The organism is Streptomyces echinoruber, from assembly GCF_014651135.1.
Taxonomy (GTDB): Bacteria; Actinomycetota; Actinomycetes; order Streptomycetales; family Streptomycetaceae; genus Streptomyces; species Streptomyces echinoruber.
Genome location: NZ_BMWH01000002.1, coordinates 429,364 through 453,284 on the forward strand (window position 1 = coordinate 429,364; position 23,921 = coordinate 453,284).

The window sequence follows — 23,921 nt, forward strand, 5'->3', positions numbered from 1 at the left end:
CCCTCCTCCGTCGCCCCGTACGGTACGGAACGACGGGCGCCGAGGGGAGGTTCGGGCCGCCGGCCGGAGAGCCGGCGGACCGGCGGGCGGCCCGACCGGGCGGCGCGGGGGTCAGCAGCCGGCGAGGTAGCCCTGCAGCGCGGACTTCTCGGCGGAGTCCACGGAGAGGTCGTAGTAGTACTTCACCTGTACCCAGGCGCGCACGTAGGTGCACACGTACGCCGAGCGCGACGGCACCCAGGTGGCCGGGTCCTGGTCGCCCTTGGCCTGGTTGACGTTGTCGGTGACGGCCAGGAGCTGGGGGCGGGTGACGTCGTTGGCGAACGCCTGGCGCTGGGAGGTGGTCCACCGGCTCGCGCCGGAGTCCCAGGCCTCGGCGAGCGGCACCAGGTGGTCGATGTCGACGTCGGTGGGGGAGGTCCAGGTCGCGCCGTCGTACGGCGAGTACCAGCTGCCGCTCGTCGGGTAGCAGGAGGAGTCGGTGGTGACGTTCGTGCCGTCCCGCTTGAGGATCCACTCGCGGGTGTTGCAGGCGCCGCTGATGGTGATCCACGTCGGGAACAGGTCGCGGCTGTAGCCGGTGCGGTTCTCGGCGGCCACCGTGAGCTGGGAGAGGTAGCTGCGGGCGGTGGACGCGCTGACGGGGGTGGGGAGGGCGGCGGAGGCGGACGGGCCGTCGAACAGCGCCGCGGAGGCTATGAGGCAGGTGAGGGCCGCCAGTGTGCTCAGCCTTCGACGCGCGTAGAACTTCGGCATGCGAACTCCCTTGGGGATGGGGGTGACGGGGTGGGGTGACGGGGCCCGGGCGGTGCAGCGTTGGCATGCTCGCGCCGGTGTGTTGCCGGGAGGTGTGCGCGCGGTAAGACGCTAGTGACGCGTGCATGTCACAACAAGAGGCGTGACGGGACTTTCGGTGGCGGTCCGAGGGGGGTGATTCGAGGGATGGAGGGGTGGGCGGGGTATCGGCGGCGACCCGGGGGGCTCCGGGTGGGTTCGGGCGGGTTCGGGCGGGTTCGGACGGGTTCGGACGGTCGCGCACCACGCGGACTTGAACGACCGGTGAAGGCTTGCCGGATGCGGTGGCGGAATCCCGGACCTATTTTGTACCGTGGAGAAACAAAGTGGTCCCCGCCCGCTCTCCCTGACCGGCGGGCGGGACCGCTTGTCCCGCCGCCCGTCCCCTCCGGGGCCGCCCCGCGCCCCCTCGCCACGCCCCTCGCCGTGCGGCCCGAGTCCCCTGCTCGCCCCGCACCCGAAGTCCCGACGTCCCGAGAAGCCCCGAAGCCTCGAAATACCGAAACCCTGGAGCCCTGGAGCTGCCGATGACGGCCACCACCGTGCTCACCGCCCGCGCCCTCCTGCTCGACATGGACGGCACCCTGGTCAACTCCGACGCCGCCGTCGAACGCGTCTGGCGCCGCTGGGCCGACCGGCACGGCCTCGACGGCGACGAGGTCATGAAGGTCGTCCACGGCCGCCAGGGCTACGCCTCCATGGCGCTGCTGCTGCCCGACCGGCCCATGGAGCAGAACCTCGCCGACAACGCGCGCATGCTCGCCGAGGAGACCGCCGACACGGACGGCGTCGTCGCCATCCCCGGCGCCCCCGAGTTCCTCGCCTCCCTGCGCGGCCTGCCGCACGCCCTGGTCACCTCCGCCGACATCGGCCTGTCCACCGCCCGCATGGCCGCCGCCGGCCTGCCGCTGCCCGACGTGCGCGTCACCGCCGAGTCCGTCGGCGCCAGCAAGCCCGACCCCGAGGGCTTCCTCAAGGGCGCCGCGGAACTGGGCGTCGCCCCCGCCGACTGCGTCGCCTTCGAGGACTCCGGCGCCGGCATCACCGCCGCCCGCGCCGCCGGCATGCGCGTCGTCGGCGTCGGCCCGCGCGCCGCCCGGCACGCACCGGACGCGCTCGTGACGGACCTGCGGCAGATCCGGGTGGAGCGCGCCGGGCAGGGGTGGATCCGGCTGCACGTGGGATAGGGGCGGAACCGGGCCGTACGCGGGACAGGGACGGGACCGGGCCGCACACGGAACAGGGGCGGAGCCAGGCGAGCTGCACGCGGAATGGGGGCGGAACCGGGCGGGCCGCACGCGGAAGTGGGGAATCGGGGCGGAACCGGCTGTGCGCGGGACGGGAGGCGGCGGGGGACGCGCCGGTCAGGGCTCCTGCGTCTCCGACTCCAGGCGGGCGCGGGTGGCCGGGCCGTACACCCCCGGTTCGTCGCCCTGGACGTTGCGGGACAGCTGATAGGTGCGGACGGCATTCTCGACCTGGGAACCGAAGACACCGTCGGCCTCGCCGCTGTACAGGTACACCTGGCGCAGGCGGAGCTGTAGTTCGGTCACCTCGGGACCGGAGTCGCCCCGCCGGAGCACGGGGGGCTCGCTCCGGCGGTCACCGCCGCCGTCGCCGGCGGTGGCCGTGGGGCCGGGAGTGCCGGTGGTGGCCGTGGGTGCCGGTCCGGTCCGGGTCGGGGAGGCGGTGGACGCCGAGGGCGACGCGGTGGGGGAGGGGCTGGTGCTCGGGGAGGGGGACGTGGACGGGGGCGCGGTGGTGCCGGCGGCGGGCGGCACCGGCCTGGCCGGTGTGGCGGGCGGGGCGTCGACGGTCGTGTCGGGCACGCTCGCGCGGATGTCGTCCGGCAGGGCGTCGTCGTGCGCCGGCGGCCGGTAGGCGAGCAGACCGCCGGCGACCCCGGCCGCCACCAGCGAGGTGACGGCGGCCGCGCCGGCGGCCACCAGGAGAGTGCGGCGCGGCCGACGGCGCCCGGCACCGGAGACAGGCACGGGTACGGGCACGGCCGGGGACGGCGAGGACGGCGGTACGCCGGAGGAGTCCTCGGCGACGCGGGAGCCGCCGGAACCGGAGGAGCCGGCGGGGGCGGCGCCGGCGGGGCTCGGACCGACCGTCGGCAGCGGAACGGTCCGCTCACCGGTTCCGGCGTCCGTGTCGGGGCCGGTGCCGGTGCCGGTGCCGGGGCCGGCGGCAGTGCCGGTACGGGCTCCGGCGCCCGGGTCCGTGCCGGGGCGGGCGCCGGACGCGGGCTCCGGATCCGGTTCCGTGGGTTCCTCAGGTACCGCAGGCACCGCAGGCACCGCGAGCCCTGCGGGCTCCGCGGTGTCGTGTGTCGCCGCCGGCTGCCGGACGCCGTCGAGCGCGACGTAGGGCCGTATGCGCAGCGGATCGAAGTCCTCCGCCGCGGCCGCCGCGGCCGTACGGTTCTCCCGGTGGGCCTCGGAGGCGCGCTCGGCGCAGGCGCACGACGAGGTGTGGTCCGGTGCCCGCGGCGTGCCGCACTCCGGACAGGCGTACCCCTGCGGCTGTTCCACGCGTCCGTTCCCTCCCCCGGTGGCTCCCGGGATTATGCGCATCTTCCGCACAAGTTTTCGCCCACCTCCCCGGAATCGTCGCTTCCGGCGAAAACAAGGCGCCACGGCGGGCAGCCGCGCGGCGGAGGAGCCGGCAGGACTCGGTAGGACTCGGCAGGACTCGGGAGGCCGTAACGGGTCACACGGACCACGATGGACAGCGGTACCGCAACCCGACACCGCGGGAGGTCGCCATGGCCGGGGAAGTGCAGGGCAGGACGGATCAGCCGATGCGCGCCGGGACCGGCGCCGCCTCCGGCACCGGGGAGCACGTGCCCCGCAACGTCCTCGTCCCGATCGGCGCCCTGCTGCTCGGGATGCTGCTCGCCGCCCTCGACCAGACGATCGTGTCGACGGCGCTGCCGACCATCGTCAGCGACCTCGGCGGCCTGGCGCACCTGTCGTGGGTGGTCACCGCGTACCTGCTGGCCTCGACCGCGGCGACCCCGCTGTGGGGAAAGCTCGGTGACCAGTACGGACGCAAACGGCTGTTCCAGGCCGCCGTCGCGATCTTCCTGGTGGGGTCGGCGCTGTGCGGGATGGCGCAGAACATGCCCCAGCTGATCGCCTTCCGCGCGCTGCAGGGCCTGGGCGGCGGCGGGCTGATGGTGCTGTCCATGGCGATCGTCGGCGACCTCGTCCCGCCTCGCGAACGCGGCCGCTACCAGGGCCTGTTCGGTGCCGTCTTCGGCGCGACCAGCGTGCTGGGGCCGCTGCTGGGCGGGCTGCTCACCGAACACCTGAGCTGGCGCTGGGTGTTCTACGTCAACCTGCCCGTCGGCGTCGTCGCCCTCGCGGTGATCGCGGGCGCCCTGCGCATCCCGCGCCTGACCACCCGGCACACCATCGACTACCTCGGCACCTTCCTCATCGCCTCCGTCGCCACCTGCCTCGTCCTGGTCGCCTCCCTCGGCGGCACCACCTGGGCCTGGGACTCGGCGCAGATCATCGGGCTGGCGGTGCTGGGCGTGGTGCTGGCGGCGGTGTTCACGGCGGTGGAGCGGCGCGCCGCCGAACCCGTCCTGCCGCTGAAGCTGTTCCGCATCCGCACCTTCACCCTGTCGGCCGTCATCAGCTTCGTCGTCGGCTTCGCGATGTTCGGCGCGTTGACCTACCTGCCGACGTTCCTGCAGGTCGTCCACGGCGTGTCGCCGACCCTGTCCGGCGTGCACATGCTGCCGATGGTGTTCGGGCTGCTGCTGTCCTCCACCTTCTCCGGGCAGGTCGTCAGCCGCACCGGCCGCTGGAAGGTGTTCCCGGTCACCGGCACCGCCGTCACCACCGTGGGCCTGCTCCTGCTGCACCAGTTGGACGAGCACAGCTCCACCGCCGGGACGAGCGCCTCCTTCCTCGTCTTCGGCCTCGGGCTCGGCCTGGTCATGCAGGTGCTGGTCCTCATCGTGCAGAACGCCGTCTCCTACGAGGACCTGGGCGTGGCCACCTCCGGCGCCACCTTCTTCCGCTCCATCGGCGCCTCCTTCGGCGTCGCCGTCTTCGGCACCGTCTTCGCCCACCGGCTCAGCGGCGAACTCGCCGACGCCTTCCGGGGCGTACGGCTGCCGGCCGGGGTGAGCGCCGGCGCGCTCGAGTCGGACCCGCGTGGCATCGCCGCCCTGCCGCCGGCGCTGCGCCCGGCCGCGCTGCACGCCTACTCGACCGCCATCACCGACGTCTTCCTCTACGCCGCCCCGGTCGCCGCCGTCGCCTTCCTCCTCGCCTGGTTCCTGAAGGAGGACCGGCTGCGCGGCTCGGTCACGGCCCCCGACGGCACGGAGACCTACGCCAGCAACCCGGTCCAGCGGTCCTCCTACGACGAGGTGTGCCGCGCGCTGTCCGTCCTCGGCACCCGGGAGGGACGGCGCGAGGTCTACCGCCGGATCACCGAACGGGCCGGCTACGACCTGCTGCCCGCCGCGAGCTGGCTGCTGCTGCGCGTCAGGAAGCACGGCTCGGTGGAGCCCGCCGTCCTCGCCGAGGGCGGCCCGGTGCCCCTCTCCGTCGTCCTGGAGGCCGCCCGCCAGCTGGAGGAACGCCACCTGGCCGAGCGCCGCGGCCTCGACCTCGTCCCGACCGCCCGGGGCCTGGAGGTCGCCGGGCACCTGGCCCGGGCCCGCGAGGAGTCCCTCGCCGAACTGCTCGGCGACTGGTGGGGCCCCGACCGCCCCACCGACCTCGTCCGGCTGGTCGGGGAGCTGACCGCCGAACTGTGCGGCTCGGACCGGGAGCGGCCGCAGGCGAGGGAGCCTCGGGCGAGGGGGCCTCGGGCGAGGGCGGGCGGGGGCGCCTGAACCCCGGGCTCCTGAACTTCGGGCGCCGGAGTCCCGGACGGTCCGGGCGGCTCGGGTGGCCCGGACGACTCGAATGACCCGTATGGTCCAGACGGTCCGTACGGTCCAGACGGTCCGTACGGTCCGGGTGGTCCGTACGGTCCGGGCGGTCCGGGCGGTTCAGAAGGCTCGGGTGGTCAGGCTCTTGCCGAACCAGTGCTCCGCGTACGGCGCGTCGTTGTGCGGCGCCGTCTCCGCGTAGCCCAGCCGCGCGTACAGCGCCCGCGCCTCCACCAGGTCGCTGCGCGTGTCCAGGGCGATCCGCCGGGCACCGAGCGCCCGCGCGGCGTCCTCCGCCGCCCGCACCAGCAGCGCCGCACCGCCCCTGCCGCGCAGCTCCGGGCGCACGTACACGCGCGTGAGCTCGGCCGTCGCCGCGTCCAGCAGCCGCACCCCCGTCGTGCCGGCCGGCTCGCCGCCGTACCGCGCCACCAGCAGCCGCCCTCGCGGCGGCGCCAGGTCGGTGCCGGGCTGCGCGGCGATCTCGCGCTCCAGCTCGGCGGGGTCGGTGCGTCTCCCCTCGTACCGCAGGTACCAGCGGTCGTTGATCTCCGTGCAGTACGCCCGCCAGAGTGCGGTGGCGGCGGGGGAGTCGAGGGCTTCGGGGGCGGTTGACCACGCGGTGGCCGCAGGAGGCGTCATGCGGTCATGGTGGCAGCGGGGGAGACGGTGGCCGCAAGCCGATGACCCGGTGGGCGGCTTGCGGTCCGCCCGTGCGGGCGGGTGCCGTTTGCCGATCTCCGTCCGGGCAACCCGCATGGCTAACCCGCCCGGCACTCGGGCGGATTGGGCCGAACACCGGCGAGAGACCGGCGAGACACCGGAAGGCATCCATGTCCACAGGGCTGATCATCGCTCTGATCGTGATCGTCGCGGCCGTCGTCCTGGTGGCGGCCGCCCTGACACTGCGGGCGCGGCGCGACCCGCACGGCGGCCGGAACCTGAAGCGGCGCTTCGGGCCGGAGTACGAGCGCACGCTCGCCCGGCACGGCGGCGACGCCAAAGCCGCCGAACGCGAACTGGCCGCGCGCGTGGAACGGCACGGCGCGCTGCGCGAACGGCCGCTGACGGCCGGGGAACGGGAGCGGTTCGAGGCGCGGTGGACCGCCGCGCAGGAGCGGTTCGTCGACGCGCCGCGCGAGGCGGTGGCCGAGGCGGACCGGCTGATCGCCGAACTCGCCGCGGCCCGCGGCTACCCGGACGGCGACCGCCACGACGAGCGGATCGAGGCGCTGTCCGTCCATCACCCGCACCACGTCCACGGCTACCGGCGCGTCCACTCCGTCCTGCAGCCCCCGGCGGACGGCGCGGCCGGGGCCGGCGCCGGCACCGAGGGACTCCGCGCGGCCATGGTGGAGGCCCGGGCCCTCTTCGAGGCGCTGCTGAGCCCGTCCCGCGACTCCGGCCGCCACCGCGCCGCCCTCGGCGAGGGCCGCCGGACGGACGCGTCCGACCGGGCCCCGGCCCGTTCCGGCGGCCGTCCGCACCTGGCGTGGGGCCTCCACCGGCGGCAGGCGAAGGAGAGTTGAACGCCATGAGCGACCTGACACCCGGCACGGGCGCCGGCAGGACCGGGAAGACCGGCGCCAAGGGCACCGAGGGCGCCGAGGACATCAAGGGCACCGACAGGACCGACGACGCCGTCGGCACCGACCGCACCGACCGCGCCGACCGCGCCGGGCTCGACACGTCCGGCGCCGACACCGCCGGACGGGACTCCGACACCGGGCACGGCACCGGTCACGACACCGGGCACGGCACCGGTCACGTCAGTGGGCACGACACCGTGTTCGGCGGCGAGACCGAGGGCGGCCGGGACGGCGGGGCCGCGCCGGCCGCGACCACCGCGCCGGCCGGCGCGGCGGCCGCCGTCGAGCGGGACCGGAGTCCGGGCGGGTCCAAGGCCCCGGGCGGGGCCGAGACCCCGGCCGGTGACACCGGCCCGGCGTCCGGCGGGCGGCTGCTGGCGCGGGAGGAGTGCGACAAACTGGCGCAGCGGCTGCAGCACGCGGTGACCGGGTTCGTCGACGGGCCCCGGGAGGCCGTGCAGGAGGCGGACCACGTGCTGGAGGAGCTCGCCTCCCGCTTCACCGAGGCCCTGGCACACCGCCGCCGCACCCTGCGGACCGCCTGGCAGTCCGCCGACGAGGGCGGTCCTGCCACGAGCACCGACACCGAGCAGCTGCGCCTGGCCCTGCGCGACTACCGCGAACTGGCGCAGCGGCTGCTGCACTTCTGACCCGGCTCCGGGCCGACACCCGCCCCCCGGACCCGAGCCGACTCCCGCCTCACGGACCCGAGTCGGCTTCCACCCCACGGGTCCATCCCAGGGGCCCACCCCACGGGTCCGGCGCCCGATTCCGGGCCCCGGGCCCGTGGCTCACTCCGCCGCCTTCCGGCGCTCCCGCCGGCGCCGTACGACCTCCTCGACGTCGTACGGCTTCATGCCGAGCGGAGGGCCGGGCGGCGGCTTGAACAGGACGTCGCGGATCTTGACGTTGACGTCCTCGACGATCTTCCGGGCGCGCTGCTCGGAGGGCGCCCGCAGGGCCGCCTCCAGTGCGTCCTCGGCCTCCTTGCGCAGGGCGAGCGTCGGCGGCAGCACGGACAGGCCCTCGCGGGCCGGCTTCCGCTTGACCCACCACAGCTCGTCGTACGGCGCGTCGACAATCTCCGGCAGGGGCTTGCCCGCGCCGGGCAGCCGGTCGAAGTCGCCCCGCGCCTGCGCGTCCCGGATCTGCTTCTCCACCCAGGACTCGAAGGGAACCCCGGGCGGCTTGCGATCGGCCATGGGACCATTGTGTCCTTCTTGTGCCGGACACGGCGCGGCCGGGCGCTTTATCATGCCGCCGCGGTGCACCGATCCGGCCACCGCGTACGGACGACGACGCGGTGCCAGGGGGTGGACGGCGACGGCGGTGCCGCGCGTGCGGCACGCCACCGCCGGGCCGTGACCGCGCCCGGGGCCACGCCCGGCCCGCGCCACGATCAGAAGGAGCGCACGTGCTCGAACTCACCATGGCCTCCGTCTCCGGGACGGACGCGGGCGCCACGGCCGGCATGTCGATGGCCGAGGCGCCCAGCGACCCGGGGAGCGTGCTGCGGGTGGGCCGGGACCGGGCCGTGTGCCGGCTGGTCACGCCGGACGACTGGCTGTTCGTCTCCCGGGTCCACCTGGAGTTCCAGTGCGGGCCGGACGACACCTGGCACGTGACGTGGCTGCGCGGCTCGCAGCCCGACCCGGCCTCGGCGGTGCGGCTCGTGGTCGGCGAGTACGCGCAGCCGCTCGCCTACGGCCAGACCGTGCCGCTGCCGCGCGGCGAGGCCGGGGAGCTCGTGATCCAGGAGCGCACCGGTCCGCGCAGCGTCAACGTCGGCTTCTACCACGAGGCGTGAGCCGGGCGGGCCCCGGCCCGTCACGCCGCCCTGCCTTCTTTCGCACGGCCCGTCACGCCGCCACCCGGCCCGTCATGCCACCACCCGGGCCAGGGCGAAACCGTCGTAGCCCTTGCTGCCGACCGTCTGGATCGCGGTGCCCGACAGGCGGGGGTGGGAGCCGATCAGCTCGATCGCGGCGCGGCTGCCCCGCACGTCCGGGGCGGTGCTGCCGGCGTCGGCGACGCGGCCGTCGCGCACCACGTTGTCCACGACGATCAGGCTGCCGGGGCGGGTGAGCGCGAGCGCCCAGTCGAGGTAGTGCGGGTTGTTGCCCTTGTCGGCGTCGATGAAGACCAGGTCGAAGGGGGGCGGCTGCTCGTCGGCGAGCTTCGGCAGCAGCTCCAGGGCCGGGCCGACGCGGACCTCGGCCACACCGTCCAGCCCGGCCCGGGCGAGGTTGCGGGTGGCGACCTGCGCGTGCCGGGCGCTGTACTCCAGGGAGACCAGGCGGCCCCCGGCGGGCAGGGCGCGGGCCAGCCAGATCGTGCTGTAGCCGCCCAGGGTGCCGATCTCCAGGATGGTGCGCGCGCCCTGGATCTGCGCCAGCAACTGGAGCAGCTTGCCCTGCGTCGCCGTGACGTTCACGGGGGGCAGCCCGGCGGCCTCGCTGTCGCGCAGGGCCGCCCGGAGGGGCTCGTCGTCGGGGGCGAGGTGGGCGCTGAAGTAGGCGTCCACCTCGCCCCATCGCTGCGGCTGGCTCATGCCGGTGCCTTTCGTCGGCGCGCTAATTAGTCATTCTAACTAGTCGTGCTAACGAATATAGCCGCGTGTGGGTTCCCCGCTCGGAACTTTTCCCCCGCTCCCCGCCGGCTTTCCCCCGCTCCCCGGTCCCGGCCGCCCCGAGGGGGCCGGGACCGGGCCGGGGTGTCACCGGGACCGCTCGCTCCGCTCGCCCCGCTCGAGGGCCGGGGCCGAGCCCGGGAGCGGGCGCCCGGCCGACTCGGCCATGTACCAGGCGGCGACGCCGCCGATCACCGCCGCGGCCATCATGTAGTACGCCGGCATCATGACGTTGCCCGTGGCGCCGATCAGCGCGGTCACCGCCAGCGGCGTCGTGCCGCCGAAGAGGGAGACGGAGACGTTGAAGCCGATGGAGAGGGAGCCGTAGCGCACCCGGGTCGGGAACAGGGCCGGCAGGGCCGAGGGCATGGCGGCCGTGAAGCACACCAGGAGCAGGCCGAGCGCGCCCATGCCCAGGGCGACGGCGGTCAGGCTGCCCTGGCGGATCAGCAGCAGGGCCGGGACGGACAGCAGCAGGAAGCCGGCGCAGCCCGCCGCGATCACCGGGCGGCGGCCCACGCGGTCGGTCAGGGCGCCCGCGAAGGGCTGGACGACCATCATCAGGGCCATCACGCCGAGGACGACCAGCAGGCCGTGGGTCTCGTCGTAGTGGAGCTCACTGGTGAGGTAGCTCGGCATGTACGACAGCAGCATGTAGTCGGTGACGTTGAAGACCAGCACCAGGCCCATGCACAGCAGCAGCGCCTTCCACTGGCCGGTGATCATCTCGCGCAGCGGCGCCTTCGGGCGGCGCGCCTCGGCCTTCTCCACCTCGGCGGCGAACGCCGGGGTCTCCTCCAGGCGCAGCCGCAGGTAGAGGCCGATGACGCCCATGGGTCCGGCGATGAGGAAGGGGACGCGCCAGCCCCAGGAGACCAGGTCGCCGGCGGGCAGCAGGGCCGTCATGACGGTCACCAGGCCCGCGCCGCCGAGGTAGCCGGCCAGCGTGCCGAACTCCAGCCAGCTGCCGAGGAAGCCGCGCCGCCGGTCGGGGGCGTACTCGGCGATGAAGGTGGACGCGCCGGCGTACTCGCCGCCGGTGGAGAAGCCCTGCACGAGGCGGGCGGCCAGCAGGAGCAGCGGCGCGCCGACGCCGATGGTGGCGTAGGACGGGATCAGGCCGATGGCGAAGGTGCCCGCGGCCATCATGATCATGGTGATGGCGAGGACCTTCTGGCGTCCGACGCGGTCGCCGAGCGGGCCGAAGACCATGCCGCCGAGCGGGCGCACCAGGAAGGCCGCGGCGAAGGCGCCGAACGTGGACAGCAGCTGGGCGGTGGGGTTGCCGGAGGGGAAGAAGACCTTGCCCAGGATGACCGCGAGGTAGCTGTAGACACCGAAGTCGAACCACTCCATGGCGTTGCCGAGTGCGGCGGCCTTCACGGCGCGCCGGACGAGGGCCGGCTCGGTGACGGCGGGGGTGCCGTGGGGGTGCTTCCCGGACTGCGCGACGGCTGTGACGCTCGCCAAGACGGTGCTCGCCTACCTTTCGACGGGGACAGGGGCCGGGCCCGCACGGCGGCGCTGACGTGCGGGCCGAAAAGGGGGACAAAGGGTGGATACGGCCACCGTAGGAGGCCCGGGAGGGATCACGGATCGTGGCCAATTAGATGCATGATGCAGCAAAATGTCGTCTGTCCAGGTGCTTCTGCCCGCGATCAAGGCGGACTCCCCGGCTCCGGATGTGATCTTTGTCGCGCCCCGTGCGGGCAACCCCATCCCCTCCCGACTATCGTCATGCGGACCGGAGGCGGGTGGACGACAGGTGAAGACGGGGTTTTCCGCGTCTCACCCGGGGGGCGGTGCCGGCCATAGGCTGCGCACAGGACCCCACGCCTGTGACGCGTGGGACGGACGGGGCGGGAGGCCGACGGGGCGTGGCGAACGTGGAGCGCAGCGGGCGACGACCGGCAGGAGCGGCGGGCGCGGCGGCGGCCGGCGCGGCGGGAGCTTTCGGGGCCGGTGCCGTCGGGACCGGTGCCGTCGAGGCCGGGGCCCGCCTGCGCGCGGCCCGCCTCGGGCTCTGGCTGGTGGCCGCGCTGCTCGCCGCCCGCCAGATGACCGTCGTCCTCGCCACCCCCCGCGGGCAGCGGCTGACGGACCTGGAGACGTGGGTCGGGCCGCACGGCGTGTTGCACGTGAAGGGCTCGCTGTACGACTCGACGCGCTTCACCGGCACCCCGTTCGGCGGACTCGTCCTCAAGCCGCTCACCCGGGCCGCCGAGCAGGCCCTCGGCTGGGGCTGGACCTTCGGCACGCTGCTGCTCGTCGTCGCGCTCGGGCTGATCGCCGCCCGCGCCCTGCCGCAGCCCGTGAGCCGCCGCACCTCCCTGCTGGCCGCGCCGGTCGCGATCAGCCTGCTGATGCTGTCGCTGCCGGTGCGCAGCGCGCTGTGGCTCGGCCAGACCAGCATCATCCCGGTGCTGCTGGTCCTGCTCGGCTGCTTCACCGTGCGCGGGCAGCGGGCGAGCGGCGCGCTGATCGGCGTGGCGGCGGCGCTGCAGCCGACGCTCCTGCTGTTCGCGCCGCTGCTGTGGCTGACCGGGCGGCGGCGCGCGGCGCTGTCGTCCACCGCCGTGTTCGCCGGGTGCACCGTGCTGGCGTGGGCGGTGATGCCGCACGACTCGTACACCTACTGGGTGCACCACATGGCCGGCGTCGGCCTCGGCGGCCGGGCCGACGACCTCGCCAACCAGTCGCTGCACGGCGCCCTGCTGCGCCTGGGCCCGACCGGCCCGGCCGAGATCGGCCTGTTCTTCGCGCTGGGCACGGTCGTCGCCGCCCTCGGCGTGCGCCGCGCCGTCCGCTACGCCCGCGACGGGCAGCTGCTGCTCGCCGTGGCCGTCACCGGCTGCGCCGCGATCGCCGTGTCGCCCACCGCCTGGCAGCACCAGCTGCTGTGGGTGCTGCTCGCGGTCGTCGGCCGGGTCGGCCGGCGCGCCGCGGACCGGTACGTGTGGCCGGTCGCCGTCGTCCTCGTCATGACCCTGCCGTCGCGGATGCTGCTGCCCAACATGGCGGCGCTGCAGCCGCTGCGCGACGACGTCGTCCTGCTCGCCGCCCTCGCCGCCGCCACCGCCGTCCCGTTCCTGCCCCGCACCTCCCCCTACTACCGCACGCCGGTCCCCACGCGGTACGCCACGCCCGCCCCGGCCCGCCTGCGGCACGTGCCGCTGCTGCCGTTCCTGCGCCGGGCGCTCAGCCGCCCGAACCTGCTGCTGGAGCTGCTGCTGATCCGGGTGACCTACGCCGCCTACTCCTCGATCCGCGCCGCGGCACAGGGCGGCCGCGCCACCGCCGAGGCGCACGGCCACCAGATCCACCGCCTGGAACAGGCCCTGTCCCTGGACGTCGAGCACTGGGCCAACCACACGGTGGTGCGCGTCCCCTGGCTGGAGCACTTCCTCGGCTTCTACTACGAGTCGTTCCACTTCGTGGTGCCGCTGACCCTCCTCGCCGTCCTCTACGCCCGCAACCCCGTGGACTACCGCTGGGCGCGCACCACGCTCGGCCTCGGCACGCTGCTCGGCCTGCTCGGCTTCTGGCTCTACCCGCTCGCCCCGCCCCGGCTCATGCCGGACCTGGGCTTCATCGACACCGTGCACGGCGTGCAGGACTTCTCCAAGCCGGACTACGGCATGATGACGGCCGTCACCAACCAGTACGCCGCCATGCCGTCCCTGCACTTCGGCTGGTCCCTGTGGTGCGGCATCGTCGTCGCCGTGGTGGCGCGCCGCCGGTGGGTGAAGGCGCTGGGCCTGCTGCACCCGTTCTTCACGGTCTGCGCGATCGTCGCCACCGCCAACCACTGGGTCCTCGACGCGGTCGGCGGCGCCGCGGTGATCGGCACCGGGTTCGGGCTGACGTACCTGCTCACCGGGCCGCGCGCGATCCGCGGCGAGGAGCCGGCGGCCGAGACGGCCGCCCCCCGCACGTCCCCGCCGCCGGGCGGCCCCGAGGGTCCGGCGGCGGTCGGCGCCGGCCGATGACCCCGGGGGCACGGGAGACGCGGGAGACGCGGGAGACGCGGGAGACGCGGGCGGACACCGCCGTCTCCCGCGGCCGGCCCGCCGCCCGCCCGGCCGGCCCCTCTCTCCCCGTCGGCCCCTCTCTCCCCGCCCTGCTCGTCCCCGCCCTCGCGGCCACCGTGCTCGGCCTGTGGGACCTCGACCGGCACCACAGCATGTGGCGCGACGAGTCGGTCACCTACCAGGTGGCCCACCGCTCCCTCGCCGACCTGTGGCGCCTCCTCGGTCACATCGACGCCGTCCACGGCCTCTACTACCTGCTCCTGCACGCCGTGTTCCACCTCTGGGACGGCGGCCTCACCGCGCTGCGCCTGCCGTCGGTCGCGGCGACGGCCCTGGCCGCCGCCGGCGTCGGCGCCCTCGGCCGCCGGCTGGCCGGGACGCGGGCCGGGATGCTGGCGGGCCTGGTCTTCGCCGCCCTGCCGATCGTCCAGCAGTACGCGCAGGAGGGCCGCTCCTACGCGCTGGTGTGCGCGGCGGTGACGTGGGCGACGTACTGCTTCGTCCGCGCGGCGGACGGGGAGACGCGCTGGTGGCCGGCGTACGGCGGGCTCCTCTCGCTCGCCTGCTGGCTGCACGAGTTCGCCGCGCTCGCCGTCCTCGCCCACGGCCTGACGCTGTGGCGCCTGGGCGCACCGCGCGCGACCCGGCGGCGCTGGGCCACGGCGGCGGGCGCGGCGCTGGCGAGCCTGGCGCCGCTGGTGTACGTGAGCGCCGGCCAGTCGGACCGGCAACTGGGCTGGCTCGGGCGCCCCGGCGCCGCCCTGTGGCTGCAGTTCCTGGCGGTGTCGGCGGCGGGGCTGCTGCTGGCCCGGTTCCTGCTGCCGCGCGGGGCCGCGGACCCGGAGGCGGACTCTGGCCCGGAGGCGGACCCGGATTCGGAGCCGGACCCGGACATGGACCCGGATTCGAAGCCGGACTCGGACTTGGGCTTGGAGGCGGCCCCGGACTCGGACATGGACCCGGACTCGGCCCCGGAGCCGGACCCGGACCCGGCCCCGGAGCCGGACCCGGACCCGGCCCCGGAGCCGGACCCGGACCCGGGCCGTGACCGGATGCGGACCCTGGTCGCCGTGGCGCTGCCGCTGCTCGTCGCCCCGGCCGGGCTGCTGATGACGGTCTCCCTGATCGAGCCGTGGTACGTCGACCGGTACGTGCTGTACGGCATGACGGGCCTCGCCCTGCCGGCCGGGGCGGCCCTGGACCGGGCGCTGGCCCGCCGGCACCGGTCGGCCCCCGCCGTACGGGCGCTGACGGCGGCCCTGCTCGCGACGGCGGCCGTGGCCGTCCTGCTGCCGTGGTCGCTGCTGGTCCGCTCCCCGCAGAGCCGCAAGGACGACGTGGTCGCGGTGGCCGGGGCGGTGCGGCGCGCCGCACGTCCCGGTGACGTCGCCCTGTTCATGCCGGCCCGGCGCCGGGAGTGGCTGCTGTCGTACCCGGCGGTGTACGCCCGCGTCCGGGACGTGGCGCTGGCCGAGTCGCCGACGGCCTCGGGCACGCTGGAGGGCACCGAACTGCCCGCGTCCGTGATCCGGCGGCGGCTGCTGGGCGCCGACCGCGTGATCGCCCTGATGGATCCCCCGGGGCAGCCGCTCGACCCGTTCCCGCGGGAGGCGGTCAAGCGCCGGACGCTGCAGACCTCGTTCCGGGTCTGCCGGCGCACGCGTCTGCACGGGGCCCAGGTGGTGGTCTACGCCCGCGCCGGGCACTGCGCGGGGTGACGGCGGGGCGGGACGGGGCCCGCAGAGGGCGCCGGGATGCCGGGGTGCCGGGGTGCCGGGATGTCGGGGGGCCGGGATGTCGGGGGGCCGGGTGCCGGGATGTCGGGGGGCCGGGGTACGGCGGAGGCGGCGGCCCCGGGGATCGGAGGGCCGCCGCCTCCATGACTGCCGTGTACCGGCAGGGCGCGGAGCGGCATCGGCGACGCGCCGCCGCGGTGACGGACGAACGCCGGATCGCGGCGGCCGGGTGCCCGGCCGTGGTGGCCGGACGCCGGGCCGTGGCGGCCGGGTGCCCGTCCGTGGTGGCCGGACGCCGAGCCATGGTGGCCGGACACCGGATCGTGGTGGCCGGGCGCCGGGGTCGGCCGGCTCAGTACCAGCCGTTGGCCTGCCAGAAGCTCCAGGCGCCGCACGGGCTGCCGTAGCGGGACTTCATGTAGTTCAGGCCCCACTTGATCTGGGTGGCCGGGTTGGTCTTCCAGTCGGCGCCGGCGGAGGCCATCTTGGAGCCCGGCAGGGCCTGCACCAGGCCGTAGGCGCCGCTGGAGGCGTTGGTGGCGGTCACGTTCCAGCCGCTCTCGCGCTGGACGATGTTCGAGAAGCACCGGTACTGGGCCGAGTTCCCGATCATCTTCTGCGCGATCGCCTGGGCCGAAGCGGCGGACGCGGCCTGCGCGGGCGCGGCGGCGAACAGCGTGCCGCAGGCGGCGACGGCCACGGCGGCACCGGCGAGGGCCTTCCTGGGAGACGCGAGACGGCGTATGAGGGAGACGGACACGGCGGAAACCTCGTTCATGGGGGACAGGGCGGCCCCGTGGACGGGGCGGGCATGCGTCGGCGCCGCGGCCCGTGGGGACGGCGGCGCCTGATGGCCGGTACAGAGAAACAGCCCCTGTCGATCGTCCGCAATCACCCCTTTTACTAGTGGACGTCGCATTGAGCGGGAAGGCCGGATCTGTGACCGGCCTCTCAACGCCCAGGTCAGAAGTGCCGTACGGCCGCTGCCGGAACCCCGGCGCGTCCACTACGGCGCGTCGTAGGTGACGTAGGTCATGTGGGGCGCTTCACTCCGGAAACAGGTTTCCCACGCCCCGGATGTGACCCGGGTCTCGGGGGCGGGAGCCGGCCGGGGGCGCGCGGCCGGCGATCCGGCGGTCGAGGGGAGCCGTGCGACCGGCGCCGCCGGGGAGCCCCGCGCGGGGGCCGCCGGTTTCTCCTCAGTCGTCGGATCAGCCGTCGGATCAGCCGTCGGACGACATCAGGTCGAGCAGCCGGCACGCCGTCTCGATGTCGGTTCTCACCTGGGCGATGGACGCCCGGCCGGAGAGCCAGGTGATCAGGGCCGAGTGCCAGGTGTGCCCGACGACGCGGACGGCGGACAACTGCTCGGGGGTGGGGTGCTCCAGGCCCGTCGCGTCCAGGATGATCGCCGTGGTGCGGCGGGAGACCTGGTCGGCCTCGGCGCTGACGCTGCGGTCGGCGAAGGTGAGGGCGCGGACCATGGCCTCGGCGAGGTGGGGTTCGCGCCGCAGGGCGCCGAAGGCGCGCATCAGGGTCTCGGCGACCCGCTCGGCGGCCGTGTCGCCCGCGGGCGGCTGCTTGCGCAGGGTGGCGTGCAGGCGCTCCAGCTGGTCCTGCATGACGGCGACCAGCAGGTGGATCTTGGACGGGAAGTAGCGGTACAGCGTGCCCAGCGCCACCTGCGAGGACTCCGCGACCTCCCGCATCTGCACCGCCTCGAACCCGCCCCGGCAGGCCAGGTGCGCGCCGGCGCGCAGGATGCGGCGGCGGCGCGCCTGCTGCCGCTGCGTCAGCGGCGGCGACGGCCGCTCGGCGGCGGGCGGCGCGGGCCGCCCGGTCCCGGCCTTCTCCTTCTCGGCTTCCGCAGGCATGGGGTTCCGGTCCGTTCCGTGACAGTGGCGATGGTGACGGCGATCGTGGTCGTAGGCGTGACGGTGGGCGTGGGCGTGACGGCGGTCGTGGTCGTGGGTGCGACGGCGGTCGTGGTCGTGGTGGCGGTCGCGGTCGCAGTGGTGGTGACGGTGGTGAGGGGGAGCGGCCGTACGGTCCGGCCCGGCGCCGGTCGTGGCGTGAATCACCTGATCCACTGCTCACAGCGCCTTTACCTGCCGGTAGATTCAGAGCCTCCCGGACGATCAAGTCTGAAACTTGTTCCAGGTTAGCGTCCCAGTGTGATGTTGCGGGACAAATGCAGTCAGAAGGGGGCCCGGAGTGACCGCTGAGGCCAGGGAGGCGGGTCCTCGCACCGACCCGGCCGCCGACGGCGAGCGACCGCTCAACATCGCGCTCCTCACCTACAAGGGGAACCCGTTCTGCGGCGGCCAGGGCGTCTACGTCCGCCACCTCTCGCGCGAACTGGCCCGCCTCGGCCACCGCGTCGAGGTCATCGGCGCCCAGCCCTACCCGGTCCTGGACGAGGGCTACGACGGGCTGAGCCTGACCGAGCTGCCCAGCCTCGACCTCTACCGCCAGCCGGACCCCTTCCGCACCCCGGCGCGGGAGGAGTACCGCGACTGGATCGACGTCCTGGAGGTCGCCACCATGTGGACCGGCGGCTTCCCCGAGCCGCTGACGTTCTCCCTGCGCGCCCGCCGCCATCTGCGCGCCCGGCGCGGCGAGTTCGACGTCGTCCACGACAACCAGACCCTGGGCTACGGCCTGCTGGGCGACCTGGGCGCCCCGCTGGTGACCACGATCCACCACCCGATCACCGTCGACCGGCAGTTGGAGCTGGACGCGGCCGAGACCTGGCAGCGGCGGCTGTCCGTGCGCCGCTGGTACGGCTTCACCCGCATGCAGCGGCGCGTCGCCCGCCGCCTGCCCTCCGTGCTCACCGTCTCCGGCACCTCCCGGCAGGAGATAGTCGACCACCTCGGCGTGCGCCCCGAGCGCGTCCACGTCGTCCACATCGGCGCCGACACCGACCTGTTCGCACCGGACCCGTCCGTGCCCAGGGTGCCGGGCCGGATCGTCACCACCTCCAGCGCCGACGTCCCCCTCAAGGGCCTGGTGTTCCTCGTCGAGGCGCTCGCCAAGCTGCGCACCGAGCAGCCCGGCGCCCACCTCGTCGTCGTCGGCAAGCGCCCCACCGAGGGCCCGGTCGCCCAGGCGATCGAACGCTACGGCCTCGCCCACGCCGTCGAGTTCGTCAAGGGCGTCTCCGACGCCGAACTCGTCGACCTGGTGCGCTCGGCCGAGGTCGCGTGCGTGCCGTCGCTGTACGAGGGCTTCTCGCTGCCGGCCGCCGAGGCGATGGCCACCGGAACCCCGCTGGTGGCCACCACCGGTGGCGCCATCCCCGAGGTCGCCGGCCCCGACGGGGAGACCTGCCTGGCGGTGCCGCCCGGCGACGCGGGCGCGCTGGCCGCCGCGCTGGCCCGGCTGCTGGGCGATCCGGAGCTGCGCGCCCGGCTGGGCCGGGCGGGCCGGGAGCGGGTGCTGCGCCGCTTCACCTGGGCGCGGGCCGCGCAGGGGACGGTGGAGCACTACCGCGAGGCCCTCGCCCGCGCCGCGCGGCCCGCCCCGGGGCGCGCCCCCGGCCGCCGCACCGCCCCGGCCGCCGCGCCGGGAGCGGCCACGGCGGGAGCGGCCGTGCCGGAAGCCGCCGTACCGGAAACAGCCGTACCGGAAGCAGCCGTACCGGAAGCAGCCGTACCGGAAGCAGCCGTGCCGGAAGCAGCCGTGCCGGAAGCGGTCACGCCGCAGGCGGCCGCCGCCTCAGAAACCGTCTACTCCGAAAGCAGGGCCACGTGCTGACCGTCGACTTCTCCCGGTTCCCGCTCGCGCCCGGCGACCGCGTCCTGGACCTCGGCTGCGGCGCCGGCCGGCACGCCTTCGAGTGCTACCGGCGCGGCGCGCGGGTCGTGGCGCTGGACCGCAACGGCGAGGAGATCCGCGAGGTCGCCAAGTGGTTCGCGGCGATGAAGGAGGCCGGCGAGGCGCCCGCCGGGGCCACCGCCACCGCCCTGGAGGGCGACGCGCTCGCGCTGCCGTTCCCCGACGAGTCGTTCGACGTCGTGATCATCTCCGAGGTGATGGAGCACATCCCCGACGACAAGGGCGTACTGGCGGAGATGGTGCGGGTGCTGAAGCCCGGCGGCCGCATCGCCGTCACCGTCCCGCGCTACCTGCCGGAGCGGATCTGCTGGGCGCTGTCCGACGCCTACCACGAGGTCGAGGGCGGCCACATCCGCATCTACAAGGCGGACGAGCTGCTGGCGAAGATGCGCGGGGCGGGCCTGGAGCCGTACGGCACCCACCACGCGCACGCGCTGCACGCGCCGTACTGGTGGCTGAAGTGCGCCTTCGGCGTCGACAACGACAAGGCGCTGCCGGTGCGCGCGTACCACAAGCTGCTGGTCTGGGACATCATGAAGAAGCCGCTGGCGACCCGGCTCGCCGAGCAGGCCCTCAACCCGCTGATCGGCAAGAGCTTCGTGGCCTACGCGACCAAGCCGCACCTGCCCCGGGTGGACGCGCAGTGACCACACCCCGCACCGAACACCTCGTCCTGCCCGGGGTGCTCACCGCCGAACAGGCCGCCGCCACCGTGCGCGGCATCCTCGCCGGGCAGCGCGCGGACGGCGCCATCCCGTGGTTCCGCGGCCACCACCTCGACCCGTGGGACCACGTCGAGGCCGCCATGGCGCTGGACGCGGCCGGCGAGCACGAGGCCGCCGAGCGGGCCTACCGGTGGCTGGCCCGGCACCAGAACGAGGACGGCTCCTGGTACGCCGCCTACGCCGACGGCGACCCGCGCGAGGTCACCGACGTCGGCAAGGAGACCAACTTCGTCGCCTACGTGGCCGTCGGGGTGTGGCACCACTACCTGTCCACCGGCGACGACACCTTCCTGGACGGCATGTGGCCGGTGGTGTACGCGGCCGTGGAGTTCGTGCTGCGGCTGCAGCAGCCCGGCGGGCAGATCGGCTGGAAGCGTGAGGCCGACGGCACCGCCGCCACCGAGGCGCTGCTGACCGGCTGCTCCTCCGTGCACCACGCCCTGCGGTGCGCCCTGGCGATCGCCGAGCACCGCGAGGAACCACAGCCCGACTGGGAGTTGGCGGTGGGCGCGGTGCGCCACGCGATCCGCCGGCACCCCGAGCGGTTCCTCGACAAGGGCCGCTACTCGATGGACTGGTACTACCCCGTCCTCGGCGGTGCGGTGACCGGCGCCGAGGCCAAGGCGCGCATCGAGGAGGGCTGGGAGAGGTTCGTGGTGCCCGGCCTCGGGGTGCGCTGCGTCGTGCCCAACCCGTGGGTGACGGGCGGCGAGTCCGCCGAACTCGCCCTGGCCCTGTGGGCGACGGGCGAGTCCGACCGGGCGCTGGAGGTGCTGCAGTCCATCCAGCACCTGCGGGATCCCGAGTCCGGCCTGTACTGGACGGGCTACGTCTTCGACGACGACGCGATCTGGCCGCGGGAGCTGACCACCTGGACGGCCGGCTCCCTGCTGCTGGCCGTCGCCGCCCTCGGCGGCCACGAGGCCACGTGCGCCGTGTTCGGCGGCGAGCACCTGCCCCGCGGCCTGGAGACCGGCTGCTGCGACTGAGCCGCGACGTGGAGACCGGCTGGACCGGCTGGTCCGGTTGCGCCGACTGGTCCGGTTGGGTCGGCTGCCGCGACCGAGCCGCGCGCCGTCGCCGTCCCAGCGGGTCTCCCGGGGGCCTCAGTGGATCACAGTGGATCTCAGCGGGTCTCAGCGGGTCTCAGCGGGTCTCAGTGGTGCATGCGGTTGGCGATGGCGTGCCCCACGAACAGGTACACGACCGCGGCCAGGCCGTAACCGCAGACCACGCGGGCCCACGCCTCGTCGAAGGTGAACAGGTCACGCGACCAGCCGGCGAGCACGTCGGCCGCGTTGTGCACGAACTGGACCAGGTCGTTGGCCCGGTTCGCGTCCAGCAGATACATGAGGATCCACAGGCCGAGGATGACGGCCATCACGTCCGCGATCACCGCGATGACCGCCCCCGCGGAGTTGGAACCGTGGCGATATCGAGGGGACATGTCCTTCGGGTTGCCGCTGAATCCCCGCCGAAACCCCACACATCCGCGGCGAGTTGGACTTCACCGGCGCCCGGCGGGCACCCGCCGCGGGCGCCATCCGCACGGCAACGGCCCCCCGCCCGCGGGGGCGAGGGGCCGTGGACGCGGTGACCGGCGTTCAGCCGCGCTGGATGTTCGACGTGTCCTGCAGCACGCCCCGGCGGCCGTCCTGCAGCTCCGTCAGCAGACCCGGGCCGCGCTGGTCGACCGCCAGGTACCACACGCCCGGCGACAGTTCCGCGATCGGCGTGGGCGAGCCGTCCTCCGCGTACAGCGGGCGCGGCTGCGGCACCGCGAACCAGAACGGCGAGAACCCGGCGGCCGGCGCCTGCGGCGGCTGCTGGCCCTGCTGTGGCTGGCCCCCGAACGGCTGCTGCCCCTGCTGCGGCCGGCCGCCGTAGGGCTGCGCCCCCGGGTAGCCGTAACCGCCCTGCGGCGGGGCGCCGTAGGGCTGCGGAGCGGGCGGCTTGGGAGCGGGGATCAGGGGGGCCTGCAGGGCGGGGACGAGGGGGGTGGCGACGGCGGCGGCGGCCATGACGAGGGCGGCGATCAGACCGAGGATGAGACCGGTGCCCGCGCTGACGCCGTTGTCCGAAACGGAGCCGACGTTGTCCACGCCGCCCATCGGGTCGAAGACGTTGCCGAGCGCGCTCCAGGCGGCGAACACCGCGAACGCCGCGCCGAACTGGCCGAGTTCGAGGCCCGCGACCTTGCGCTGCGCGGGCAGCGCCCGCGAGACGACCACGAGCGCGGCGCCGATGATGCCGGCCAGGAAGACGCTCAGCAGAAGCGGTCCGCTGCTCCAGGCGCTGGGGATGCTGATGCCGTCCGGCGCGTTGTCGAGCGAGTAGATGTCGAGGAACGACGCGATGAACAGCACCACCGCTGCTCCGATCACCACGCCGTCGCCCCGAGTGAGGGAGCGGATGTTCACTTCAGGTCCTTCGTAGGTCGTCTCGTCGTCGGCAGAGGCGTCGCGTCACCAACTCGCCCCTGCGGGCGACCCTATCGTCCGTACGATCGGGCCGTCCCCCGGGATCGGCGCGTGCATCCCCTCACCCGCCCAGGAAACCCGCGATGCCCTCGGAGATCCCCTGTGCCGCCTTCTGCCGCCAGGTGCCGCTGGTCAGGAGTGCCGCGTCCTTGCTATCGCGCATGTTGCCGCACTCGACGAACACCTTGGGAACCGTTGACAGATTGAGACCGCCCAGGTCCCCGCGCGTGACGAGGCCGGTGCCGTCGCCGACGTAGTTGGCGGGCGCCATGCCGGTGGCGCGGACGAAGCGGCCGACGACGCGCTCGCCCAGTGCGCGGGAGGCGGCGGTGATCGGGCGGGTGTCGGCGGCACCGGCGTGCACGGACGCCGGCAGGATCACGTGGAAGCCGCGGTTGCCGGCCGCCGAGCCGTCGGCGTGGATCGAGATCGCCGCGTCCGCGTGGGCCGTGTTGCCGATCCGGGCGCGCTCGTCCACACACGGGCCCCAGGGCCGGTCCCCGTCCTGCGTCAGTTTCACCGTGGCGCCCTGCCGTTGCAGCAGCGTCCGCAGCCGCCGGGCCACGTCCAGCGTGAACTGCGCCTCGGTGTAACCGGAGTTGGTGGACGTGCCGGTGGTGTCGCACTCCTTGCGGTGGGTGCCGATGTCCACCTGCCGGTTGATCTGCACCGTGTGCCGGAAGTTGCCCGGGTTGTGACCCGGGTCGATGACGACGACCTTGCCCTTGAGGGGGCCGGTGGCGGCCGGCGCGGAGGACGCGCCGGGCCCCTTGCCGTCCACGGGGACGGACGCCGAGGCGGAGTCGGTGGGGTAGCCGGGCGAGGGCGCCGCCCCGGCGGCGTCCCGGCCGGGGGACGGCGCGGTGGCGGACGGCGCCGCGCGCAGCGTCGCCGCGCCGTCGCCGTGCCCGCCGCCGTGGTCGCCCACCGCCGCGTACACGAACCAGCCGAGCAGCGCGCCCGGCACCAGCGCGGCGACCACGACGGTCAGCGGCGCGCGCCGGGGACGGCGGGAGGGCGGGGGATCGAAGCCAGGGCCTGTGTACGACACGCCTGCCACCTTACGGGCAGTCCGAGGGCTCCGCAGGGTCCCTGAGATGTCCACCACGTCGCGGTCAGCGGCTCTAAGAAGTCATCTCATTTGGGTCGCTAGCCTGTGTCCGTGGGGATTGTGGAGCGCATGGTGCCGGACG

Annotated in this window: 21 protein-coding genes; 10 read left to right on the top strand and 11 right to left on the bottom strand. The window is 74.7% G+C overall.

Going from position 1 to position 23,921, the window contains the following annotated elements; all coding sequences use genetic code 11:
• Positions 1-111: 111 nt before the first annotated feature.
• Positions 112-756, bottom strand: coding sequence for an HNH endonuclease family protein (locus IE225_RS04990; RefSeq protein ID WP_190056056.1), 645 nt, complete (start codon positions 754-756; stop codon positions 112-114).
• 566 nt (positions 757-1,322) lie between these two features.
• On the opposite strand from IE225_RS04990, the gene IE225_RS04995 reads away from it, so the two are divergent.
• Positions 1,323-1,982, top strand: a complete 660-nt coding sequence (locus IE225_RS04995; RefSeq protein WP_190056057.1) for an HAD family hydrolase — start codon at positions 1,323-1,325, stop codon at positions 1,980-1,982.
• Between the two features lie 177 nt (positions 1,983-2,159).
• Here the strand turns inward: IE225_RS04995 and IE225_RS05000 are convergent, their stop codons facing one another.
• A complete protein-coding gene (locus IE225_RS05000) occupies positions 2,160-3,332 on the bottom strand; it encodes a peptidoglycan-binding domain-containing protein (RefSeq protein WP_229879239.1) in 1,173 nt (390 codons plus the stop codon).
• Positions 3,333-3,565: 233 nt separating this feature from the next.
• Between IE225_RS05000 and IE225_RS05005 the strand changes: the two genes are divergently transcribed.
• Complete coding sequence (locus tag IE225_RS05005) at positions 3,566-5,659, top strand: MDR family MFS transporter (protein ID WP_190056059.1); 2,094 nt, start codon at positions 3,566-3,568, stop codon at positions 5,657-5,659.
• 159 nt (positions 5,660-5,818) lie between these two features.
• On the opposite strand, the gene IE225_RS05010 is transcribed toward IE225_RS05005, so the two are convergent.
• Positions 5,819-6,340 carry a GNAT family N-acetyltransferase gene (locus tag IE225_RS05010; RefSeq protein ID WP_190056060.1) on the bottom strand — a complete coding sequence of 174 codons (522 nt, stop codon included), beginning with the start codon at positions 6,338-6,340 and terminating at the stop codon, positions 5,819-5,821.
• A gap of 191 nt (positions 6,341-6,531) precedes the next feature.
• Between IE225_RS05010 and IE225_RS05015 the strand changes: the two genes are divergently transcribed.
• Together IE225_RS05015 and IE225_RS33685 are read left to right on the top strand one after the other, a co-directional pair.
• The gene (locus tag IE225_RS05015; protein WP_190056061.1) at positions 6,532-7,227 is read left to right on the top strand and encodes a hypothetical protein; all 696 of its coding nucleotides are present in this window, start codon (positions 6,532-6,534) and stop codon (positions 7,225-7,227) included.
• A gap of 5 nt (positions 7,228-7,232) precedes the next feature.
• Positions 7,233-7,937, top strand: a complete 705-nt coding sequence (locus IE225_RS33685; protein WP_268249987.1) for a hypothetical protein — start codon at positions 7,233-7,235, stop codon at positions 7,935-7,937.
• Positions 7,938-8,078: 141 nt separating this feature from the next.
• On the opposite strand, the gene IE225_RS05025 is transcribed toward IE225_RS33685, so the two are convergent.
• On the bottom strand, positions 8,079-8,489 hold the full coding sequence (locus IE225_RS05025; RefSeq protein ID WP_190056062.1) for a DnaJ family domain-containing protein: 411 nt from the start codon (positions 8,487-8,489) through the stop codon (positions 8,079-8,081).
• A 212-nt stretch (positions 8,490-8,701) separates the two neighbouring features.
• Between IE225_RS05025 and IE225_RS05030 the strand changes: the two genes are divergently transcribed.
• On the top strand, positions 8,702-9,094 hold the full coding sequence (locus IE225_RS05030) for an FHA domain-containing protein (protein WP_190056063.1): 393 nt from the start codon (positions 8,702-8,704) through the stop codon (positions 9,092-9,094).
• Positions 9,095-9,166: 72 nt separating this feature from the next.
• Here IE225_RS05030 and IE225_RS05035 read toward each other — a convergent pair whose 3' ends face one another.
• On the bottom strand, positions 9,167-9,838 hold the full coding sequence (locus IE225_RS05035; protein ID WP_190056064.1) for an O-methyltransferase: 672 nt from the start codon (positions 9,836-9,838) through the stop codon (positions 9,167-9,169).
• Positions 9,839-10,003: 165 nt separating this feature from the next.
• A complete protein-coding gene (proP, locus tag IE225_RS05040; RefSeq protein WP_190056065.1) occupies positions 10,004-11,386 on the bottom strand; it encodes a glycine betaine/L-proline transporter ProP in 1,383 nt (460 codons plus the stop codon).
• Positions 11,387-11,793: 407 nt separating this feature from the next.
• Between proP and IE225_RS05045 the strand changes: the two genes are divergently transcribed.
• A complete protein-coding gene (locus tag IE225_RS05045; RefSeq protein ID WP_190056066.1) occupies positions 11,794-13,905 on the top strand; it encodes a bifunctional glycosyltransferase 87/phosphatase PAP2 family protein in 2,112 nt (703 codons plus the stop codon).
• On the top strand, positions 13,902-15,665 hold the full coding sequence (locus tag IE225_RS32840) for a glycosyltransferase family 39 protein (RefSeq protein WP_229879241.1): 1,764 nt from the start codon (positions 13,902-13,904) through the stop codon (positions 15,663-15,665). The genes IE225_RS05045 and IE225_RS32840 overlap by 4 nt, the downstream gene beginning before the upstream one ends.
• A 370-nt stretch (positions 15,666-16,035) precedes the next feature.
• Here the strand turns inward: IE225_RS32840 and IE225_RS05055 are convergent, their stop codons facing one another.
• A complete protein-coding gene (locus IE225_RS05055) occupies positions 16,036-16,461 on the bottom strand; it encodes an aggregation-promoting factor C-terminal-like domain-containing protein (protein ID WP_190056067.1) in 426 nt (141 codons plus the stop codon).
• Positions 16,462-16,906: 445 nt separating this feature from the next.
• The gene (locus IE225_RS05060; protein WP_190056068.1) at positions 16,907-17,557 is read right to left on the bottom strand and encodes a TetR family transcriptional regulator; all 651 of its coding nucleotides are present in this window, start codon (positions 17,555-17,557) and stop codon (positions 16,907-16,909) included.
• 340 nt (positions 17,558-17,897) lie between these two features.
• Here IE225_RS05060 and IE225_RS05065 point away from each other — a divergent pair, with 340 nt between their 5' ends.
• Genes IE225_RS05065 through IE225_RS05075 form a run of 3 tightly spaced genes read left to right on the top strand, consistent with a single transcriptional unit; the run spans position 17,898 to position 21,237 of the window.
• Positions 17,898-19,442, top strand: a complete 1,545-nt coding sequence (locus tag IE225_RS05065) for a glycosyltransferase family 4 protein (RefSeq protein ID WP_190056069.1) — start codon at positions 17,898-17,900, stop codon at positions 19,440-19,442.
• Positions 19,436-20,170 (top strand): class I SAM-dependent methyltransferase, encoded by a 735-nt coding sequence (locus IE225_RS05070; RefSeq protein ID WP_190056070.1) that lies wholly within the window; start codon positions 19,436-19,438, stop codon positions 20,168-20,170. Before IE225_RS05065 ends, IE225_RS05070 begins: the two co-directional genes overlap by 7 nt.
• Entirely contained in the window at positions 20,167-21,237 is a 1,071-nt protein-coding gene (locus IE225_RS05075) for a prenyltransferase/squalene oxidase repeat-containing protein (protein ID WP_190056071.1), read from the top strand. The genes IE225_RS05070 and IE225_RS05075 overlap by 4 nt, the downstream gene beginning before the upstream one ends.
• Before the next feature lie 167 nt (positions 21,238-21,404).
• Here IE225_RS05075 and IE225_RS05080 read toward each other — a convergent pair whose 3' ends face one another.
• The 3 genes from IE225_RS05080 to IE225_RS05090 form a co-directional block, all read right to left on the bottom strand.
• Complete coding sequence (locus IE225_RS05080) at positions 21,405-21,695, bottom strand: hypothetical protein (protein WP_190056072.1); 291 nt, start codon at positions 21,693-21,695, stop codon at positions 21,405-21,407.
• A gap of 157 nt (positions 21,696-21,852) precedes the next feature.
• Positions 21,853-22,668, bottom strand: coding sequence for a DUF5336 domain-containing protein (locus IE225_RS05085; RefSeq protein ID WP_190056073.1), 816 nt, complete (start codon positions 22,666-22,668; stop codon positions 21,853-21,855).
• A 121-nt stretch (positions 22,669-22,789) separates the two neighbouring features.
• The gene (locus IE225_RS05090) at positions 22,790-23,779 is read right to left on the bottom strand and encodes an N-acetylmuramoyl-L-alanine amidase (RefSeq protein WP_190056074.1); all 990 of its coding nucleotides are present in this window, start codon (positions 23,777-23,779) and stop codon (positions 22,790-22,792) included.
• Between the last annotated feature and the right edge of the window lie 142 nt (positions 23,780-23,921).

Bases quoted from the DNA above. Each gene is read 5' to 3' on its own strand.
- IE225_RS04990 (WP_190056056.1), bottom strand. From the start codon at position 756: ATGCCGAAGTTCTACGCGCGTCGAAGGCTGAGCACACTGGCGGCCCTC.
- IE225_RS04995 (WP_190056057.1), top strand. From the start codon at position 1,323: ATGACGGCCACCACCGTGCTCACCGCCCGCGCCCTCCTGCTCGACATG.
- IE225_RS05005 (WP_190056059.1), top strand. From the start codon at position 3,566: ATGGCCGGGGAAGTGCAGGGCAGGACGGATCAGCCGATGCGCGCCGGG.
- IE225_RS05010 (WP_190056060.1), bottom strand. From the start codon at position 6,340: ATGACGCCTCCTGCGGCCACCGCGTGGTCAACCGCCCCCGAAGCCCTC.
- IE225_RS05015 (WP_190056061.1), top strand. From the start codon at position 6,532: ATGTCCACAGGGCTGATCATCGCTCTGATCGTGATCGTCGCGGCCGTC.
- IE225_RS33685 (WP_268249987.1), top strand. From the start codon at position 7,233: ATGAGCGACCTGACACCCGGCACGGGCGCCGGCAGGACCGGGAAGACC.
- IE225_RS05025 (WP_190056062.1), bottom strand. From the start codon at position 8,489: ATGGCCGATCGCAAGCCGCCCGGGGTTCCCTTCGAGTCCTGGGTGGAG.
- IE225_RS05035 (WP_190056064.1), bottom strand. From the start codon at position 9,838: ATGAGCCAGCCGCAGCGATGGGGCGAGGTGGACGCCTACTTCAGCGCC.
- IE225_RS32840 (WP_229879241.1), top strand. From the start codon at position 13,902: ATGACCCCGGGGGCACGGGAGACGCGGGAGACGCGGGAGACGCGGGAG.
- IE225_RS05055 (WP_190056067.1), bottom strand. From the start codon at position 16,461: ATGAACGAGGTTTCCGCCGTGTCCGTCTCCCTCATACGCCGTCTCGCG.
- IE225_RS05060 (WP_190056068.1), bottom strand. From the start codon at position 17,557: ATGCCTGCGGAAGCCGAGAAGGAGAAGGCCGGGACCGGGCGGCCCGCG.
- IE225_RS05080 (WP_190056072.1), bottom strand. From the start codon at position 21,695: ATGTCCCCTCGATATCGCCACGGTTCCAACTCCGCGGGGGCGGTCATC.